Origin of the sequence: Pseudomonas sp. PS02288, from assembly GCF_029959715.1 — a bacterium.
Taxonomy (GTDB): domain Bacteria; phylum Pseudomonadota; class Gammaproteobacteria; order Pseudomonadales; family Pseudomonadaceae; genus Pseudomonas_O; species Pseudomonas_O kuykendallii.
Genome location: NZ_JASCPA010000003.1, coordinates 24,797 through 42,449, shown reverse-complemented (window position 1 = coordinate 42,449; position 17,653 = coordinate 24,797). Strand labels below are relative to the sequence as shown.

The following is a 17,653-nucleotide window of genomic DNA, read 5'->3' as shown; positions in this document are numbered from 1 at the left end:
CGGCGCCGGGCTCAGCGCAGGCGGTGCCGGTCGATCAGCCGGTCGTAGCTGCCGTCGGCCTTCATCTCCTCGATCGCGCGGTCGAAACCTTCGATGATCTCGGCGTAGTTCTTCAGGCTGCGCCGCACGAGGATGTGCAGGCCGTTCTCGGACAACGGCGGGGAAAGGAACTCCAGCCCCGCGCGCAGGCTGCGCAGCGAGCGACTGAAATGAAAGCCGGCGGCGTACTCATCCTCCACGGCCAGGTCGACGCGGCCGGCGGCGAGCATGTTGGCGGCGACCTCGAAGCTGCGCACGGGAACCCGCCTGAGCTTCTCGTCGGCGTCGAAGGCGGGGTCGTAGGCGTAGTCGCGCACCACGGCAATGCTGTAGGGATACAGGTCCTGGATACGCCGGAAGCTGATGTCGCTGCCCTTGCGCGCGAGCAGGCGCACCCGGTTCGACAGGTAGGGCGCGGAAAACGCCCCGTAGGTGGCGCGTTCCTCGCTGTACCAGGCGCTGATGACGACGTCGTACTGGTCCTGCTGGAGGCCGCGGATCGCCCGCGCCCAGGGCACCTCGACGTACTCGCTGTCGTAGCCGGCGCGCTTCAGCGCGGTGCTCACCAGATCGGTGGCCAGCCCGTTGTTGAGCAAGCGGTGATCGGTATAGGGCGCCCAGGCATTGGCCACCAGGCGCAAGGGTTCGGCGGGCGCCAGGCCGGCGTACAACAGACTGGCGAACAGCAGGGTTCTGGAAGCCCTGACCGGCCATGAGTCCGCGAGGCACTGCTTCATCGACACATGCTCCCTACTGGAACGACTTCGTGTAGGTGCGGATAACCGCGCCAATCTCGTGGCAAGAAGCAGGCCACGCCGGACGGCATTCGGCGGCGAACGGGCATCGGTTACCATGCGCGGCCGCCGGCACGCTTCCGGCCAGGCTTGTACGTGGAGGTCGACGGGTGCGCAATACGGATGTGGTGATCATAGGTGCCGGTGCCGCCGGTCTGATGTGTGCGTTGACCGCAGGCGCGCGAGGCCGGCGTGTGCTGTTGCTCGACCATGCGAACAAGGCTGGGAAGAAAATTCTCATGTCCGGCGGCGGCCGCTGCAATTTCACCAACCTCTACAGCGAGCCGGGCAATTTCCTCTCTCGTAACCCGCATTTCTGCAAATCGGCGCTGGCGCGCTACACCCAGTGGGATTTCATCGCCCTGGTGGAAGCCCACAAGGTGCCCTACCACGAGAAGAAACTCGGCCAGCTGTTCTGCGATGACAAGGCCGGCGACATCCTGCAGATGCTCCTCGACGAATGCCGGCAGGCGAACGTCGAGCTGCACCTGGACACGCCGGTGAACGTCATCGAGAAAAGCGAGGGCGGCTATCGGTTGCAGACCGGCCTCGGCGAGCTGCAATGCGCCTCGCTGGTGATCGCCACCGGCGGCCTGTCGATACCGACCCTCGGCGCCACTGGCTTCGGCTACCAGGTCGCCCGCCAGTTCGGCCACGAGGTGCTGCCGACCCGCGCCGGCCTGGTGCCCTTCACCATCACCGACAGCCTCAAGGACCTGTGCGGCGAACTCTCCGGCACCTCGCTGGACTGCGCGGTGAGCTGCAACGGCGAACGCTTCCGCGAGAACCTGCTGTTCACCCACCGCGGCCTGAGCGGGCCGGCGATCCTGCAGATCTCCTCCTACTGGGAGCCGGGCGACGTCGTCGAGATCGACCTGCTACCCGACCGCGACGCCGAGGCCTGGCTGCTGGAGGCGCAACGCGCCCACCCGGACCGTGAACTGAAGACGCTGCTCGCCGAGGTGTTCACCAAGAAGATGGCCGGGCTGCTCGCCGAACGCTGGTTCGTGTCCAAACCGCTGCGCCAGTACACCCCGGCCGAAATCGCCGAGATCGCTGCGCGCCTGGGCGGCTGGCGCCTGGTGCCGTCGGGCACCGAGGGTTATCGCACCGCCGAGGTCACCCTGGGCGGCGTGAGCACCGACGAGGTGTCGTCGAAGACCATGGAATCGCAGCGCTCGCCGGGGCTGTACTTCGTCGGCGAGGTGCTCGACGTCAGCGGCCATCTGGGCGGTTTCAACTTCCAGTGGGCCTGGGCCTCGGGACACGCCGCCGGGGAGTGCGTCTGAGCTGGCGAAGAAATCCGCCGAACGCGTGGCTTTAATTCGTTTTCGCTAGTCTGATGCCTATCCAACGGAGACCGAACCGAGCCATGCCCCGATCTTCCCTCAACCACACCCTGCGCCGCCTCTGGGGCCGCGACAAGTTCGCCTTCAGCCTGAGGGTGCTGATCGCGCTGACCGGCGCCATGGCGCTGTGCTGGTACGAGGAACGCCTGGAGCTGGTGATCCCGCTGTTCCTCGGGGTGATCGCCAGCGCCCTGGCGGAAACCGACGACAACTGGTTCGGCCGCCTCAAGGCACTGGCGGTGACGCTGGTCTGCTTCGCCATCGCCGCCAGCTCGGTGGAACTGCTGTTCCCCTACCCCTGGCTGTTCGTCTCCGGGCTGGCGCTGTCGACCTTCGGCATGACCCTGCTCGGCGCGCTGAGCGCACGCTACGCGACCATCGCCCAGGCGACGCTGATCCTGTCCATCTACACCATGATCGGCGTCGACCAGCGCGGCGGCAACGCCGGCAGTTTCTGGCACGAACCGCTGCTGCTGATCGCCGGCGCCACCTGGTACGGCCTGCTCTCGGTGGCGTGGAACGCGGTGTTCTCCAACCAGCCGGTGCAGATCGGCCTGGCCGTGCTGTTCCGCGAGCTCGGTCTCTACCTCAAGCTGAAGGCGTCGCTGCTGGAGCCGCTGCGCCAGCTCGACCTGGAGGATCGGCGCCTGGAACTGGCCAAGCAGAACGGCAAGGTGGTGAGCGCGCTGAACCAGGCCAAGGAAATCCTCCTGCACCGCCTCGGCGGCCGGCCGGGACCGAAGGTGAAGCGCTACCTGCGTCTTTATTTCACCGCCCAGGACATCCACGAGCGCGCCAGTTCCTCGCACTACCCGTACAACGCGCTGACCGAGGCGTTCTTCCACAGCGACGTGCTGTTCCGCTGCCAGCGCCTGCTGCACCAGCAAGGCTCGGCGTGCCAGGCGCTGGGCCGCGCGATCCAGTTGCGCCAGCCGTTCGAGCACGGTGAAAGCCAGCAGGCGCTGAGCGACCTGCAGGCCTCGCTGGACTACCTGCGCGCGCAGAACAATCCGACCTGGCGCAGCCTGCTGCGCTCGCTCGGGGCGCTGGCGGCCAACCTCGGCACGCTGGAGAAGAAGCTGGCTGACGCGAGCAACCCGGATGCGCCGCTGGATGAGCAGGACAGCACGTTGTTCGACCGTTCGCCGCGCTCCTTCAAGGACGCCGCCGAACGCATCCGCCAGCAGTTCACGCCGACCTCGCTGGTGTTCCGCCACGCGCTGCGCATGGCCATCGCGCTGGTCGCCGGCTACGCCATGCTGCACTGGATCCACCCCAGCCAGGGCTACTGGATCCTGCTCACAACGGTATTCGTCTGCCAGCCGAACTACGGCGCCACCCGCGTGCGCCTGGTGCAGCGGATCCTCGGCACCATCGCCGGGCTGGTCGGCGGCTGGGCGCTGATCACGCTGTTCCCCAACGCCCTGATCCAGTCGTTCCTGGCGGTGATCGCCGGGGTGCTGTTCGCCGCCACGCGCAGTTCGCGCTACACCCTGGCGACCGCCGCGATGACCCTGCTGGTGCTGCTCTGCTTCAACCAGATCGGCGATGGCTACGGGCTGATCTGGCCGCGCCTGTTCGATACCCTGGTCGGCAGCCTGATCGCCGGCGCGGCGGTGTTCCTGATCCTGCCGGACTGGCAGGGCCGGCGCCTGAACCGGATGATCGGCACCGCGCTGAGCAGCAATGCGCGTTACCTGCGCCAACTGATGCAGCAGTACCGCAGCGGCAAGCGCGACGACCTCGAGTACCGCATCGCCCGGCGCAACGCGCACAACGCCGATGCCGCGCTGTCGAGCACACTGTCGAACATGCTCATGGAGCCCGGCCATTTCCGTAAGGACGCCGAGCTGGGTTTCCGCTTCCTGCTGCTCAGCCACACGCTGCTCAGTTACCTCTCGGCCCTCGGCGCGCACCGCGGCAGTCTGCCCCAGGAGCTCTACGACGAACTGATCGAAAGCGCCTCGGTGCGTATCGCCGACAGCCTCGACCAGCTGGCCACCGCCCTGACCGAGCAGCGCAGCGTCGCCGTGCACGACGAGGAAGAAGAAGCGCTGGCCGCCCAGCTCGAACAATCCCCCGACGAACAGCACGACGTGCAGCGCCTGGTGAAAACCCAGCTGGCGCTGATCTGCCGCCAACTGGCGCCCCTGCGCACGCTCTCGGCGCATCTGCTGAAACCCGCCAAAGCCAATTGAGGGTGGTTCTCAGCCGCTGCGCGGCGAGAGAATTCCTCGACACTGCATGCTATTGTCCTCCACCGAAACCGGGTCTTGAGCCCGGTTTTTTAATGGAAGAAGCGCACGCGCCTGCCGCGGCCCCAGACCTGCGAGGACCCCATGTCAGTACCAGTGATTGCCGAACTACTGAAAAAACACGAAAGCGAGCTCCTTCAGGAGTGGATCGTGAGCCAGCGCGCCGCCGGTTTCCGCACCGACCTGATCGATGAAGGCACCGTACAGAACAACTCGCGCGAGCTGCTCAAGCTACTCAGCATCGCCGCGCTCAGCGGCATCGACGACCTCGGCAGCGCCGAGTGGAAGCCGGTGCGCAACATGATCGAGGCGCTGTCGCGCACGCAGAGCCGGCAAGGTTTCAGCCCCAGCGAAACCGCCACCTTCGTGTTCTCGCTCAAGGAGCCGCTGTTCGCCAAGATCCAGGCGAGCTGCGCCGATCCGGCAAGCGAAATGCTCAAGGCCAGCCAGTTGCTCGACAAGCTCGGCCTGTACAGCATGGAGAGCTACATGACCGGCCGCGAGTCGGTGATCCGCGAGCAGCAGGAGAGCATGCTCGAGCTGTCCACCCCGGTCGTCGAGCTGTGGAAAGGCGTGCTGGCGATCCCGCTGATCGGCTCGCTGGACAGCAACCGCACGCAGATCGTGATGGAAGCGCTGCTGGAAAAGATCGTCCAGACCGAATCCGAAATCGCCATCATCGACATCACCGGCGTGCCGACCGTCGACACCATGGTCGCCCAGCACCTGCTCAAGACCGTCACCGCCGCAAAGCTGATGGGCGCCCGCTGCATCATCAGCGGTATCCGTCCGCAGATCGCCGCGACCATCGTCCACCTGGGCGTGGAGCTGGGCGACGTGATCACCAAGTCGTCCCTGGCGGATGCGTTCTCCGTCGCGCTGAAAGAGCTCGATATACGTCTGGTCAAAGGCTCGCTGAGGTAAACGCCATGGTGGACAAGATCCCGATTCTGAAAATGGGAAAATTCCTGCTCCTGTCGATCCAGGTCGACATGCACGACCAACTGGCGATGGACCTCCAGGAAGATCTCACGCACCAGATCGTCCTGCACCGCTCCAAGGGCGTGCTGATCGACATTTCCTCGCTGGACATCGTCGACTCGTTCATCGGTCGCATGCTGTCGCACATCGCCCATGTCTCCCGCATCCTCGACGCGAAGATCATCGTCGTCGGCATGCAGCCGGCGGTGGCGATCACCCTGGTCGAGCTGGGCCTGTCGCTGGACGGCATCGCCACGGCATTGAACGTCGAGAAGGGCATGCGTCGCCTGGAACAAATGGTCGAAGACGACCTCAGCCTGGAGCTAGAAAGTGGGGAAGACCGAGATTTTTCCGCTGAAGCAGGAGACTGACATCGTCATCGTCCGACAGCGCGTGCGCAAAGCGGCGGAAGCCGTGCGGCTAGGTCTGGTTTCGCAGACCAAGATCGTCACCGCGGCCAGCGAAATCGCGCGTAACGCGTTGATCTACGGCGGCGGCGGCGAGTGCGTGATCGAAGAGACGACCAAGGACGGGCGCGGCGCCGTTCGCCTGGTGATTTCCGACCAGGGCGAAGGCATCGCGAACCTCGACCGGGCCATGGTCGATGGATACACCTCGGGCAGCGGCATGGGCCTGGGACTCGGCGGCGCCAAGCGCCTGGTCGACCAGTTCGCCATCGAAAGCCAACCCGGGCAAGGCACCCGCATCGAATTATGGAAGTGGCGTTGAACACCGACTGCTGTACCCGCTCGTTCGTGGTCAACGAGGTCGCCCATGTCGACGCGGTGCGCCGCGCGACCATCAGGCAGGCCGAGGCGCAGGGGTTCGACGAGGATGCCCTGGGCCGGCTGACCATTGTCATCCAGGAAATGGCCCGCAACCTGGTCAACCACGCCGGCGAAGGCGAGATCCTGCTCAACGGCGACGGCGGCACGCTGGACGTGCTGGCCGTCGACCGCGGACCGGGCATGGTCAACGTTGCCCAGTGCATGGCCGACAGCTACTCCAGCAAGGGCACCATGGGCGCCGGCCTGGGTGCGATCAAGCGCCTCTCGGACAGCTTCGACATCTATTCACAGCCGGGCCAGGGCACCGTGGTGCTGGCACGCTTCCAGCTCGAAAAGTCGCCGCCCTCGGCGCTGATCAGCGGCGCGCTGTGCCTGCCGCACCCCAAGGAAGAGCTCTGCGGCGACGCCTGGGCGATTCGGGACAACCGGGTGATGCTCTGCGACGGCCTCGGTCATGGTCCGCAGGCCAACGAAGCCAGCCAGCGGGCACGCCGGCTGTTCCTCGAGCACGACCCGAAGATCGGCCTGGTCGAACTCATGGAGCGCACCCACCATGCGCTGCAGAGCACTCGTGGCGGCGCCCTGGCGTTCGCCGAGGTGGACGTCGAACAGGGCCAGGTGACCTTCTGCGGCGTGGGCAACATCGCCGGCGCGCTCTACGCGGAACAGTCACGCGGCATGGTTTCTTCGAACGGAACGGTGGGCTACAAGGTCGGAAGGGTACAGACCTTCTCTTACCCCTGGGACGAGCACACCCTGTTGATCATGTCTTCCGATGGCATCACCACCAAATCCAGCCTGAACCCCTACCCCGGCATTCGCGCCCGCCACCCGGCCCTGGTCGCCGGCGCCATCATGCGCGACTTCCGCCGGCTGAACGACGACGCCACGGTGGTGGTGCTTCGTCATGCGTGACGCGCTGCCGATCTCCAGCGTACCCATCCTTTCCGAAATCGACGTGGTGCTCTGTCGTCAGCGCGCCAAGCAGATCGCCGGCTGGGTGGGCATGTCGCAGCTGGAGCAGATTCGCCTGGCCACCGGCGTGTCCGAGCTGGCGCGCAACATCTTCCAGTACGCCAGCCAGGGGAGATTCAATTTCTACCTGCAGCGCGACGCCCGCGGTCAGCTCAACGGCATCGCCTTCGACGCGATAGACCAGGGCAAGGGCATCGCCCAGCTGCAGGAGATCCTCGACGGCAGCTACGTCTCCACCACCGGTATGGGCGTCGGCCTGGTCGGCGCCAAGCGGCTGATGGACGATTTCCAGATCGAGTCCTCGACCAACGGCACGCGGATACGCGCGATCAAGTACATGGGCCAACCCCGACCATTCCCGGACGAGGCGCAGATCGTCGCCTTCCGCCAGCAGCTCAGCGCGGGCGGCGAGCTCGATCCGTACCGGGAACTGCAACTGCAGAGCGAGGACCTGCTGCTCACCAACAACGAGCTTCGCATCCGCCAGCAGGAGCTGGAGGACACCGCCCAGGAGCTGGAAAACACCAACAAGGGCGTGGTAGCGCTGTATTCCGAGCTGGAGAAGACCGCTCAGGAATTGAAGGAGGCCGGCGAATCGAAGAGCCGCTTCTTCTCCAACATGACCCACGAATTCCGCACCCCGATCAACATCATCGAGAACATCTCCAAGCTGCTGGCCAGTGGCGTCGACGGCCAGCTGAACGCCGAGCAACTGAAGCAGGTGAAGTTCATCAGCGACGCCGCCGCCGAGCTGGCCAACCTGATCACCGAGCTGCTCGACCTCGCCGAGGTGCAGTCCGGGCGCATCGAGATCGCGCCGACGCGTTTCAGCTTGTTCGCCTTCATGGAGGAGATCGAGACCCTGACGACCTCGCTGGCGATCCGCTATCCGGGCGTCACTCCGCTGATCCAGCTGCCGACCAGCGACGTGAGCCTGAACACCGACCACGGCCGGCTGTTTCAGATCCTGCGCAACCTGATTTCCAACGCGTTCAAGTACACCCCGGCCGGCAACGTGAAGATCAAGGTGTTCCAGCCGGACGACGCGCACCTGGAGTTCCTCGTCGAGGACACCGGCATCGGTATCTCCGCGGAGAACCAGGCGCGGGTGTTCGAGGAGTTCTGCCGGATCAAGTCGCCGAACCTGAAGAACATCGAGGGCACCGGCCTGGGCCTGCCGCTGGCGCAGAAGCTGGCGACCCTGCTCAACGGGCGCATCAGCCTGTCCAGCCGCGAAGGCCAGGGCAGCCGCTTCTACGTGCAGATTCCGCTGGAACTGGACGGTGAGGAAAGCGACGGCCGGGACCTCGACCTCAGCGGGACGACTATCCTGATCATCGATGACAGCGACGCCGACCGTTACCTGATCCGCCGCACCCTGGAACCCTACGATCCGGTGCTGATCGAGGCGGACAGCGCCCGCGCCAGCATCGACAAGCTCAACGCGGTACGCCCGGACATCATCTTCCTCGACCTCGAGCTTCCGGACATCAGCGGCGAGGACCTGCTCGCCAGCATGGACTGGAGCATGCACCAGCGGGTGGTGATCAACACGGCGAAACCGCTTGGCGACGAAGAGCGCGCCCGCCTGGAGCCCCACTGCCATGCGCTGTTGCTGAAGACCCAGGCGGATTATTCCGAACGCCTGCTGCAATGCGTCAGAGCCCTCGCGTGGAGGCAGGAATGAAGACCCGCAAGCGCATCCTTGTCATCGACGACACCGACGCCAACCGCTATGTGCTGAAGAAGATCCTCGCCACCCAGCCGTCCTACGAAATCATCGAGGCCGGCAGTGGCGAAGAGGGCCTGGCGCTGATGGACGCCGACGTCGACCTGATGATCATCGACATCAACCTGCCGGACATGACCGGGTTCGATCTCATCCAGGCCGCCGAGAAGAAGCTCGGCCGCGGCAAGCTGCCGTCGGTCATCAACATCTCCGCAACCTTCGTCACCGGCAAGGACAAGGCCACCGGGCTCAACAGTGGCGCGCAGGCCTACCTGACGCATCCGATCAACCCGGACGAAGTGGTCGCGACCATTTCTTCGCTGCTCAAGACCAACCACCGCATCGAACGCGTCGAACAGCAGCGCAACGTGGCGATTGCCCTCAGCCAGAACCTGCAGACCGAGAAGATCATGCTTGAGCGCTTCATGCGCTCGCTCAGCCACGACCTGCGCTCGCCGCTCACCGCCGCCTCGATGGTGGTAGGGCTGATGCAGAAGAGCCCTACCCGGCGCAGCGACGAGATGCTGGATATTCTCGAAAAGAACCTGCAGCGCATGAGCCAGATGATCACCAATGTGCTCGACATCTCCCACGTCAGCCTCGGTGGTGGCCTTCAACTCAACGGCGAGACCTTCACCGTCGGCATGCTGCTCGAGGGTGCGGTCGCCGATCTGCGCATCCAGATCGGCAACGAGCTGCGCGTCGACCTGGAAACCCCCGAAGAGCAGGTGTTCTGGGATCGCCATGCGTTCCTGCGGATCATCGACAACCTGGTGATCAACGCCGCCAAGCACGGCAGCAAGACCGCGCCGATCTTCATCGAACAGCGCCACCTCGAGGGCGAAATGCTGATCCGCGTACGCAATGGCGGCAGCATTCCCAGCGACGTGCTGGCGAACCTGGCGACGCCCTACTTCATCTCCACCAAGAGCGACGTGCAGGGTTGGGGGCTTGGCCTGCCGACGGTGAAGGCGCTGTGCGAAAGCTTCGGCGGGCGCGTCGAGTTCAGCAGCGGGGGCGAGGAAGTGATCGTCGACGTGTTCCTCCCGGTCAGCCTGCCGCGCGCGCGAACCTGAACCCGATGGACAAGGCCCGTCTGCGCGAGCGCCTGCTGGAGCGCCTGGAAAGCGACCTCGAACTGGCGCGCCGCGCCGCGCAAACCGCCTACGAGGCGGCGACCCACGAAGAGAACATCGCCGAAAACAAGTACGACACCCTCGGTCTGGAGGCGTCGTACCTGGCCGCAGGCCAGTCGCGCCGCGTCGAGGAAATCCACCAGGCCCTCGCCGCCTGGCGCCAGTTGCCGCTGCAACCCTACGCCGCGCCGCGCGGCATCACCCTCGGCACGCTGGTGCAACTGGCCGACGACAACGGCGACGAGCAGTGGCTGCTGCTCGGCCCCGACGGCGCCGGTCTCAAGCTCAGCGACGAGCAGCGCGACGTGCTGGTGATCACCGCCCGCTCGCCGCTCGGCGCCGCCCTGCTCGGGCAGCACGCAGGCGATGAATTCGAGCGTGAGATCGCCGGGCGCAAACGCCGCTTCGAGATTCTCGCGGCCTTCTGAGCCCCGCTACCCGCAAGAGCCCCAGGACGAAGGCACCGCTACGCAAATTCGCCGGCTCAGGATTTCGTCTGCAGGTCGCGCCAGGTCAGGTGGATGCGCAGGTCGAACTCCAGTTGGTGGTAGCCGGGCAGCATGTGCTCGCAGAGCTGGTAGAACGCCTTGTTGTGATCGAACTCGCGCAGGTGCGCCAGCTCGTGAACCACGATCATGTTGAGGAACTGCGGCGCCGTATCGCGGAACAGCGCGGCGATGCGGATTTCCTTCTTCGCCCTGAGCTTTCCGCCCTGCACGCGCGACACCGCCGTGTGCAGGCCGAGGGCCTTCTGCAACACGTCGAGCCTGGCGTCGTAGAGCACCTTGTCCAGCCCCGGCGCGTTGCGCAGGAACTCCTGTTTGAGCGCCATGGTGTAGGCGTACAACGCTTTGTCGCTCTGCACCGCATGGCGCTCGGGATAGCGCTGGCGCAGGTACTCCTCGAGGCGTTCCTGGGCGATCAGCGTGCGCACCTTTTCCTGCAGCGCGGGCGGATAGGCAGCGAGGTATTTCAGCGGCGTCATGGCGGGCGGGACGGGTAATCGGGGAGCGCGCAGTCTAGCAAGCGGCCGCCTTTCGCGGTCGACTCGACGACGGGGCGCAGCGGGTTGATCGACGTGAAAGTTTCCGGAACGGACCCTGGCGCTGGCGGTCGTATGCGGGGAATATTCAACCCCATCGAAAAATCCCCCTTAGCAGTCCCGGGCGCCACCAATGAGTCAGGCAAAAAGCAAAATCGTTCTGCTGGTCGAGGATGAGCCGGACGTCCGGCTTCTGCTCGCCGAATACCTCGAAGAAGAAGGCTACGACGTGCTGCAGGCCGCGTCCGCCGCGGAGGCGTTCGCAATACTGGCGAGCAAACCCCGCCTCGATCTGCTGGTCAGCGACTTCCGCCTGCCGGACGGAGTCTCCGGCGTGATGATCGCCGAACCCGCGCTCAAGCTGCGGCCGGACCTCAAGGTCATTTTCATCAGCGGCTACCCGGCGGAAATTCTCGACTCCGGCAGCCCCATCGCGCACCAGGCGCCGGTGCTGGCCAAGCCGTTCTCCTTCGACACCCTGCAGGACCAGATCCAGCGCCTGCTCGCCTGAGTCGCATGCCCCGGCGGCACCGCCTGAACTACGCTGCGCGCTTCTCCCCGAGCAAGGATGCTCCCGATGAAGCGCTGGATCGCCGCCACGCCGTTCTGCCTGCCTTTCACCCTGCTCGCCGCGCCCTGCCCCGACTGGCAGCCCGAGCGCGCCCGCGCCGAGCTCGACGGCCTGTCCCGCCGGATCGCCGAATGGGACGCCACCTACCACCGCCAGGGCCGCTCGCCGATCGCCGACGAACTCTATGACCAGGCCCGCGAACGGCTCGCCGGCTGGCGCGACTGTTTCCACGGGCAGGCGCCGCTCGCCGCCGATCCGCTGGCCGGCGCCGCCGGGCAGATCGCCCATCCGGTGCCGCAGACCGGTCTCGACAAGCTCGCCGACGAAGCCCGCGTCGAAGCCTGGATGGCCGACCGCGAAGGGCTCTGGGTGCAGCCGAAGGTCGATGGCGTGGCGGTGACGCTGATCTATCGCGACGGCCAGCTGCTGCAAGCGATCAGCCGCGGCGATGGCCGCTTCGGCCAGGACTGGACGGCGCGGGTGCGCGCGCTTCCCGGCGTGCCGGCGCGGCTGCCCGACAACCGCCGGCTGCTGCTCCAGGGCGAGCTGTACTGGAAGCTGACGGAGCACGTGCAGGCCAGCCACGGCAGCGCCGGCGCGCGGGGCAAGGTCGCCGGGCTGCTGGCGCGGCAGAGCCTCGGCGAGGCCGATGCCGCCGGCATCGGCCTGTTCGTCTGGGAATGGCCGGACGGCCCTGCCGACATGCGCGCCCGCCTCGACGAACTGCGCCGCCTGGGTTTCGCCGACAGCGCGCGTTTCAGCGAACCGGCGGCCTCCTTCGCCGAGGCTCGCAAATGGCGGGAGCACTGGTACCGGGCCGCATTGCCGTTCGCCAGCGACGGCGTGGTGATCAAGCAGGGCCGGCGTCCGCCGGGCGAGCGCTGGAGCGCCAGCGCACCGGCCTGGGCGATCGCCTGGAAGTACCCGCTCGCCCAGGTGCTCGCCGAGGTGCGCGCGGTGGAGTTCAAGGTCGGCCGCAGCGGGCGCATCACCCCGCTGCTGCAGCTGCAACCGGTTCAGCTGGATGACCGTCGCGTGCAGCGCGTGTCGGCCGGATCGTTGCGTCGCCTGCGCGAACTGGATATCCAGCCCGGCGACCAGGTATCGGTCAGTCTCGCCGGGCTGACCATCCCGCGCCTCGACGGCGTGGTCTGGCATGCCGCCGTGCGCAAGCCGCTGGAGCTACCCGCCGCCTCGCGCTATCACCCGCTGAGCTGCTGGCAGCCCACGCCCGACTGCCGCAGCCAGTTCGCCGCGCGCCTGGAATGGCTGGGCGGCAAGCACGGCCTGGGGCTCGCCGGAGTCGGAGCGGGGAGCTGGCAGACGCTGATCGACGCGGGACTGGTGGAGCACCTGCTCGACTGGATGGACCTGCGCGAGGGGCAGTTGCTCGCCCTGCCCGGCTTCGGCGAGAAGCGCGCCAAACGCCTGCTGGCGAGTTTCGCCGAGGCCCGCGCCCAGCCGTTCGGCCGCTGGCTGGGCGCCCTTGGCTTGCCGCCCAGCGGCGCGGCGAATCTCGGTACGGACTGGCAGCAACTGGCCGGACGCAGCCAGGCCGACTGGCAGCGCGAGCCCGGTGTCGGCCCGGGCCGCGCGCGTGCCTTGGTGGCCTTCTTCGCCGACCCGCAGGTCCGCGCCCTTCGCCAGCGGCTGAAGGAGGCCGGCGTGGCGGGCTTCTGACGGGCCGCGATCAGTAGTCGCGGAACTCCTTGTGGCAGGCTTCGCAGGCGTCTTCCACCTTCTGCAGCGGCGCGGCGACCGTCTCGGGCGCCAACGGCCCGCTGGTGCTGGCAGCGACCAGGGCGGCGGTGCTGGCTTCCAGGTCGCGGGCCAGTTCGTCGAAGCGCTCCTGGCGCTGCCACACCTCGTCACGCGCGTTGCTGTGCTCTTCCTTGACCGTCGGAAAGTGCTTCCACGGCTGGCGCGACAGCTCGTCCAGATGCGCGGCGCCGGTGGCGAACGCCTTGCTGTCGAACTTCAGCCGGCCGCGCAGCATGCCGCCGAGGTCTTCGCTGGTCTTCAGCATCTGCTTGAAGATCGCCTGGCGCTGGCCGAGCGGGGAGTTGGGGTCAATCTTGTTGCAACCACCGAGCACGAGCAGCGCGGCGAATACGATGAACAATGATTTGGAAGGCATGGGCGTTTTCGCGAGGGTTGGGCGGGACGCGGATTATCCGCCCCCGTCCGTGTCGCTGCCAAACTGATCCGTCGGCACGGCGCCCTCACCTGGCGACAGGTTGACGCAGGTCACGCCCGCCGCGGGAGACTCAACGGGCGGGATCGGTGGGCGCGTCCTCTTCCTTGAACTGGTCGCGGATGTAGGTGATTTCGCTCTTGCCGTGCGGCGCCGGCAGGCCGTCCGAGCCAAGGTTGACGAACACCATGCGCTCGATGGTCAGCAGGCTCTTGCGGGTGATCTTGTTGCGCACTTCGCAGCGCAGGGTGATCGAGGTGCGGCCGAATTCGGTGGCGGTGATGCCCAGCTCGATGATGTCGCTCTGCCGCGCCGAGCTGACGAAATTGATCTCGGAAATGAATTTGGTCACCACCCGCTGGTTGCCCAGCTGGACGATGGCGTAGATCGCCGCCTCCTCGTCCACCCATTTCAGCAGGCTGCCGCCAAACAGCGTGCCGTTGGGGTTGAGGTCTTCGGGCTTCACCCATTTGCGCGTATGGAAGTTCATAGACACTCCTGTCGGGGGTTAGGAATCGCCAGCATGATCGCAGGCCGGCGCCTGAGTGTCGCGACCGGAAATGCGATGGAAAAGTTCACAAGAACCTAATTGCCCTACTCCCGCGCATGGGTTTAAATCCCCGTCGATCATTTTCCAAGGACTTCACTCGGTATTGCCACCCTTCGCGCCGCCGAGCGACCCGACACTGAGGTTGAACCCATGCGTTTTCTGCCCCTTTCCGCCGCCGTTCTGCTTGCCGCCTTTCACCTGCCGGCCCAGGCACTGGACTTCGGCGCCCTCGCCAACGGCGTGGCAAGCGTCGCCAATGCGGTGAACGGCACCCCGGCCAACACCGCGAATACGGCAAATACGGTGAGCAGCACCGGCAACAGCGCCTGCGACGCCAAGCTTCGCGAGTACCAGGACCAACTGGCCCTGGCACAGGCTGCCGGCAAGGCCGCCAACAACAGCAACGTGCAGAAGCTCCTGCTGCAGGCCAACACCCTCTGCGCACAGACCGCCAGCACTCAGCAGCCGGTCCAGGCCGTCCCGGCCGCCGCCCCGCAGACCGCCCAGGAAACCGCGGTCAACGCCGGCGTCAAGCTGCTCGGCACCATGCTCAGCAAGTGACGGCGCGCGCCATCCGGCGCGCACCTTCGCTGCCCTATTGGGTAGTCGCGCCGGCATCGCTATAATCCTTCGCCTCACACGCCCGGTTTACGGTCGTGCCCGCCACCCGGGCGAGGGGCGCTGCAGCAGGCCGGGCCGCTTCGATCGATTCGAGGCAGCCTACCTGTCAGGCTCGCACGGGGCGTTTCCCAGACGCAGCAACGGCGCCCATTCGCACTCGAACGAATGGAGAACTCATCCCATGAGCGCTGTTTCTACGCCTGCCGGTTTCACCGATTTCAAAGTCGCCGACATTTCCCTGGCCGATTGGGGCCGCAAAGAGCTGATCATCGCCGAGTCCGAGATGCCGGCCCTGATGGGTCTGCGCCGCAAATACGCCGCCAGCCAGCCGCTGAAAGGCGCGAAGATCCTCGGCTGCATCCACATGACCATCCAGACCGGCGTACTGATCGAGACGCTGACCGCCCTGGGCGCCGAAGTGCGCTGGTCGTCGTGCAACATCTTCTCGACCCAGGACCAGGCCGCCGCCGCCATCGCCGCCGCCGGCATCCCGGTGTTCGCCTGGAAAGGCGAGACCGAGCAGGAGTACGAGTGGTGCATCGAGCAGACCATCCTCAAGGATGGCCAGCCGTGGGACGCCAACATGGTGCTGGACGACGGCGGTGACCTGACTGAAATCCTGCACAAGAAATACCCGCAGATGCTCGAACGCATCCACGGCGTCACCGAAGAGACCACCACCGGCGTGCACCGCCTGCTCGACATGCTCAAGGCCGGCACCCTGAAAGTCCCGGCGATCAACGTCAATGACGCGGTCACCAAGAGCAAGAACGACAACAAGTACGGCTGCCGCCACAGCCTCAACGACGCCATCAAGCGCGGTACCGACCACCTGCTGTCCGGCAAGCAGGCGCTGGTGATCGGCTACGGCGACGTGGGCAAGGGCTCGGCGGCCTCGCTGCGCCAGGAAGGCATGATCGTCAAGGTCAGCGAAGTCGACCCGATCTGCGCCATGCAGGCCTGCATGGACGGCTACGAGCTGGTTTCGCCCTACAAGGACGGCGTCAACGACGGCAGCGAAGGCTGCGTCGACGCCGCGTTGCTGGGCAGGATCGACCTGATCGTCACCACCACCGGCAACGTCAACGTCTGCGACGCCGGCATGCTCAAGGCGCTGAAGAAGCGCGCCGTGGTCTGCAACATCGGCCACTTCGACAACGAGATCGACACCGCCTTCATGCGCAAGAACTGGGCCTGGGAAGAGGTCAAGCCGCAGGTGCACAAGATCCACCGCACCGGCGCCGGCGGCTTCGACGCGCAGAACGACGACTACCTGATCCTTCTCGCCGAAGGCCGCCTGGTGAACCTGGGCAACGCCACCGGCCACCCGAGCCGGATCATGGACGGTTCCTTCGCCAACCAAGTGCTGGCGCAGATCTTCCTGTTCGAGCAGAAGTTCGCCGAACTCTCCGCCGAGAAGAAGGCCGAGCGCCTGACCGTGGAAGTGCTGCCGAAGAAACTCGACGAGGAAGTCGCCCTGGAGATGGTCAAGGGCTTCGGTGGCGTGGTCACCCGCCTGACGCCGAAGCAAGCCGAGTACATCGGTGTGAGCACCGAAGGCCCGTTCAAGCCGGACGCCTACCGCTACTGATCCACACCGAAGGGTGGGTTTTAGCCGCGCAGCGGCGTAACCCACCCTCGCTTACAACGGGTTTCTAGCGCGGTCTCGACTGTCGCCTGGCGGGTTACGCGCCGCGTAGAAACCATGATTAGCCTTCACGTATGGGGCCGGCGTCGCCAACCCGCCCTACGAAGAGAAGCGTCTCCATGACCCAGAAAAAAACCAACGTCAGCTTCGAGTTCTTCCCGGCGAAGACCGAGGCCGGGCATGAAAAACTGCTGGCCAACGCGCGCCGACTGGCCGCGGAACGCCCGCACTTCTTCTCCTGCACCTACGGCGCCGGCGGTTCGACCCGCGACCGTACGCTGAACACCGTGCTGCAGCTGGACGGCGAAGTGAAGGTGCCGACCGCACCGCATCTGTCCTGCGTCGGCGACAGTAAGGACGACCTGCGCAGCCTGCTCACGCAGTACCAGGCCGCCGGTATCCGCCGCATCGTCGCGCTGCGTGGCGACCTGCCGTCGGGCATGGGCATGGCCAGCGGCGAGCTGCGCTACGCCAACGAACTGGTCGAGTTCATCCGCCGCGAAACCGGCGACCACTTCCATATCGAAATCGCCGCCTATCCGGAAATGCACCCGCAGGCACGCGGCTTCGAGGACGACCTGGCGAACTTCGTGCGCAAGGCCCGGTCCGGCGCCGACAGCGCCATCACCCAGTACTTCTTCAACGCCGACGCCTACTTTTACTTCGTCGAGCGGGTGCGCAGGGCCGGCGTCGACACGCCGATCGTGCCGGGCATCATGCCGGTGACCAACTACAGCAAACTGGCGCGCTTCTCCGACGCCTGCGGCGCGGAACTGCCGCGCTGGATGCGCAAGCAGCTCGAAGCCTACGGCGACGACGTGCAGAGCATCCAGGCCTACGGCGAACAGGTGATCAGCGCAATGTGCGAACGCTTGCTGGCCGGTGGCGCGCCGGGGCTGCACTTCTACACCCTGAACCAGGCCGAACCGAGCCTGGCGATCTGCAGCAACCTGGGTCTCGGCGCCTGACCCGGCAGGGACT

18 protein-coding genes and 1 riboswitch are annotated in these 17,653 nt (G+C 66.1%); of the genes, 14 read left to right on the top strand and 4 right to left on the bottom strand.

From position 1 onward, the window contains the following. Positions 1–11: 11 nt before the first annotated feature. Positions 12–776 carry a transporter substrate-binding domain-containing protein gene (locus tag QMX85_RS02565; protein WP_282338631.1) on the bottom strand — a complete coding sequence of 255 codons (765 nt, stop codon included), beginning with the start codon at positions 774–776 and terminating at the stop codon, positions 12–14. A gap of 167 nt (positions 777–943) precedes the next feature. On the opposite strand from QMX85_RS02565, the gene QMX85_RS02560 reads away from it, so the two are divergent. The 9 genes from QMX85_RS02560 to QMX85_RS02520 all read left to right on the top strand — a co-directional run bounded on the left by QMX85_RS02560 (position 944) and on the right by QMX85_RS02520 (position 10,474). Continuing rightward, on the top strand, positions 944–2,122 hold the full coding sequence (locus QMX85_RS02560) for an NAD(P)/FAD-dependent oxidoreductase (RefSeq protein WP_282338630.1): 1,179 nt from the start codon (positions 944–946) through the stop codon (positions 2,120–2,122). A gap of 83 nt (positions 2,123–2,205) precedes the next feature. Then, on the top strand, positions 2,206–4,380 hold the full coding sequence (gene yccS, locus QMX85_RS02555; RefSeq protein ID WP_282338629.1) for a YccS family putative transporter: 2,175 nt from the start codon (positions 2,206–2,208) through the stop codon (positions 4,378–4,380). Positions 4,381–4,521: 141 nt separating this feature from the next. Beyond that, on the top strand, positions 4,522–5,361 hold the full coding sequence (locus QMX85_RS02550) for an STAS domain-containing protein (RefSeq protein ID WP_282338628.1): 840 nt from the start codon (positions 4,522–4,524) through the stop codon (positions 5,359–5,361). A gap of 5 nt (positions 5,362–5,366) precedes the next feature. Then, a complete protein-coding gene (locus tag QMX85_RS02545) occupies positions 5,367–5,789 on the top strand; it encodes an STAS domain-containing protein (protein ID WP_175534267.1) in 423 nt (140 codons plus the stop codon). Further along, the gene (locus tag QMX85_RS02540; protein ID WP_090223973.1) at positions 5,749–6,147 is read left to right on the top strand and encodes an ATP-binding protein; all 399 of its coding nucleotides are present in this window, start codon (positions 5,749–5,751) and stop codon (positions 6,145–6,147) included. Before QMX85_RS02545 ends, QMX85_RS02540 begins: the two co-directional genes overlap by 41 nt. Continuing rightward, on the top strand, positions 6,144–7,121 hold the full coding sequence (locus QMX85_RS02535) for an ATP-binding SpoIIE family protein phosphatase (protein WP_282338625.1): 978 nt from the start codon (positions 6,144–6,146) through the stop codon (positions 7,119–7,121). Before QMX85_RS02540 ends, QMX85_RS02535 begins: the two co-directional genes overlap by 4 nt. Further along, entirely contained in the window at positions 7,114–8,868 is a 1,755-nt protein-coding gene (locus tag QMX85_RS02530) for an ATP-binding protein (protein WP_282338624.1), read from the top strand. Before QMX85_RS02535 ends, QMX85_RS02530 begins: the two co-directional genes overlap by 8 nt. Further along, positions 8,865–9,986: a response regulator gene (locus QMX85_RS02525; RefSeq protein ID WP_282338623.1), complete on the top strand. Its 1,122-nt coding sequence runs from the start codon at positions 8,865–8,867 to the stop codon at positions 9,984–9,986. Before QMX85_RS02530 ends, QMX85_RS02525 begins: the two co-directional genes overlap by 4 nt. Before the next feature lie 5 nt (positions 9,987–9,991). Next, a complete protein-coding gene (locus tag QMX85_RS02520) occupies positions 9,992–10,474 on the top strand; it encodes a GreA/GreB family elongation factor (RefSeq protein WP_090223979.1) in 483 nt (160 codons plus the stop codon). Between the two features lie 56 nt (positions 10,475–10,530). On the opposite strand, the gene QMX85_RS02515 is transcribed toward QMX85_RS02520, so the two are convergent. Then, entirely contained in the window at positions 10,531–11,031 is a 501-nt protein-coding gene (locus tag QMX85_RS02515; protein WP_282338621.1) for a M48 family metallopeptidase, read from the bottom strand. 190 nt (positions 11,032–11,221) lie between these two features. On the opposite strand from QMX85_RS02515, the gene QMX85_RS02510 reads away from it, so the two are divergent. After that, complete coding sequence (locus tag QMX85_RS02510) at positions 11,222–11,599, top strand: response regulator (RefSeq protein WP_282338619.1); 378 nt, start codon at positions 11,222–11,224, stop codon at positions 11,597–11,599. A gap of 66 nt (positions 11,600–11,665) precedes the next feature. Further along, complete coding sequence (gene ligB / locus QMX85_RS02505) at positions 11,666–13,339, top strand: NAD-dependent DNA ligase LigB (RefSeq protein WP_282338617.1); 1,674 nt, start codon at positions 11,666–11,668, stop codon at positions 13,337–13,339. 10 nt (positions 13,340–13,349) lie between these two features. Here the strand turns inward: ligB and QMX85_RS02500 are convergent, their stop codons facing one another. Both QMX85_RS02500 and QMX85_RS02495 read right to left on the bottom strand, forming a co-directional pair. Further along, positions 13,350–13,796 carry a cytochrome c gene (locus tag QMX85_RS02500; protein WP_282338615.1) on the bottom strand — a complete coding sequence of 149 codons (447 nt, stop codon included), beginning with the start codon at positions 13,794–13,796 and terminating at the stop codon, positions 13,350–13,352. A 130-nt stretch (positions 13,797–13,926) separates the two neighbouring features. Beyond that, complete coding sequence (locus QMX85_RS02495) at positions 13,927–14,343, bottom strand: hotdog domain-containing protein (protein WP_282338614.1); 417 nt, start codon at positions 14,341–14,343, stop codon at positions 13,927–13,929. A gap of 210 nt (positions 14,344–14,553) precedes the next feature. Between QMX85_RS02495 and QMX85_RS02490 the strand changes: the two genes are divergently transcribed. From QMX85_RS02490 to metF, 3 genes are all read left to right on the top strand, one after another. Beyond that, entirely contained in the window at positions 14,554–14,964 is a 411-nt protein-coding gene (locus QMX85_RS02490; RefSeq protein ID WP_282338613.1) for a hypothetical protein, read from the top strand. 106 nt (positions 14,965–15,070) lie between these two features. After that, a riboswitch (S-adenosyl-L-homocysteine riboswitch) is annotated at positions 15,071–15,180 on the top strand. Between the two features lie 25 nt (positions 15,181–15,205). Beyond that, complete coding sequence (gene ahcY, locus QMX85_RS02485; RefSeq protein WP_282338612.1) at positions 15,206–16,615, top strand: adenosylhomocysteinase; 1,410 nt, start codon at positions 15,206–15,208, stop codon at positions 16,613–16,615. Positions 16,616–16,791: 176 nt separating this feature from the next. Further along, on the top strand, positions 16,792–17,640 hold the full coding sequence (gene metF / locus QMX85_RS02480) for a methylenetetrahydrofolate reductase [NAD(P)H] (RefSeq protein ID WP_282338611.1): 849 nt from the start codon (positions 16,792–16,794) through the stop codon (positions 17,638–17,640). Positions 17,641–17,653: the final 13 nt, after the last annotated feature.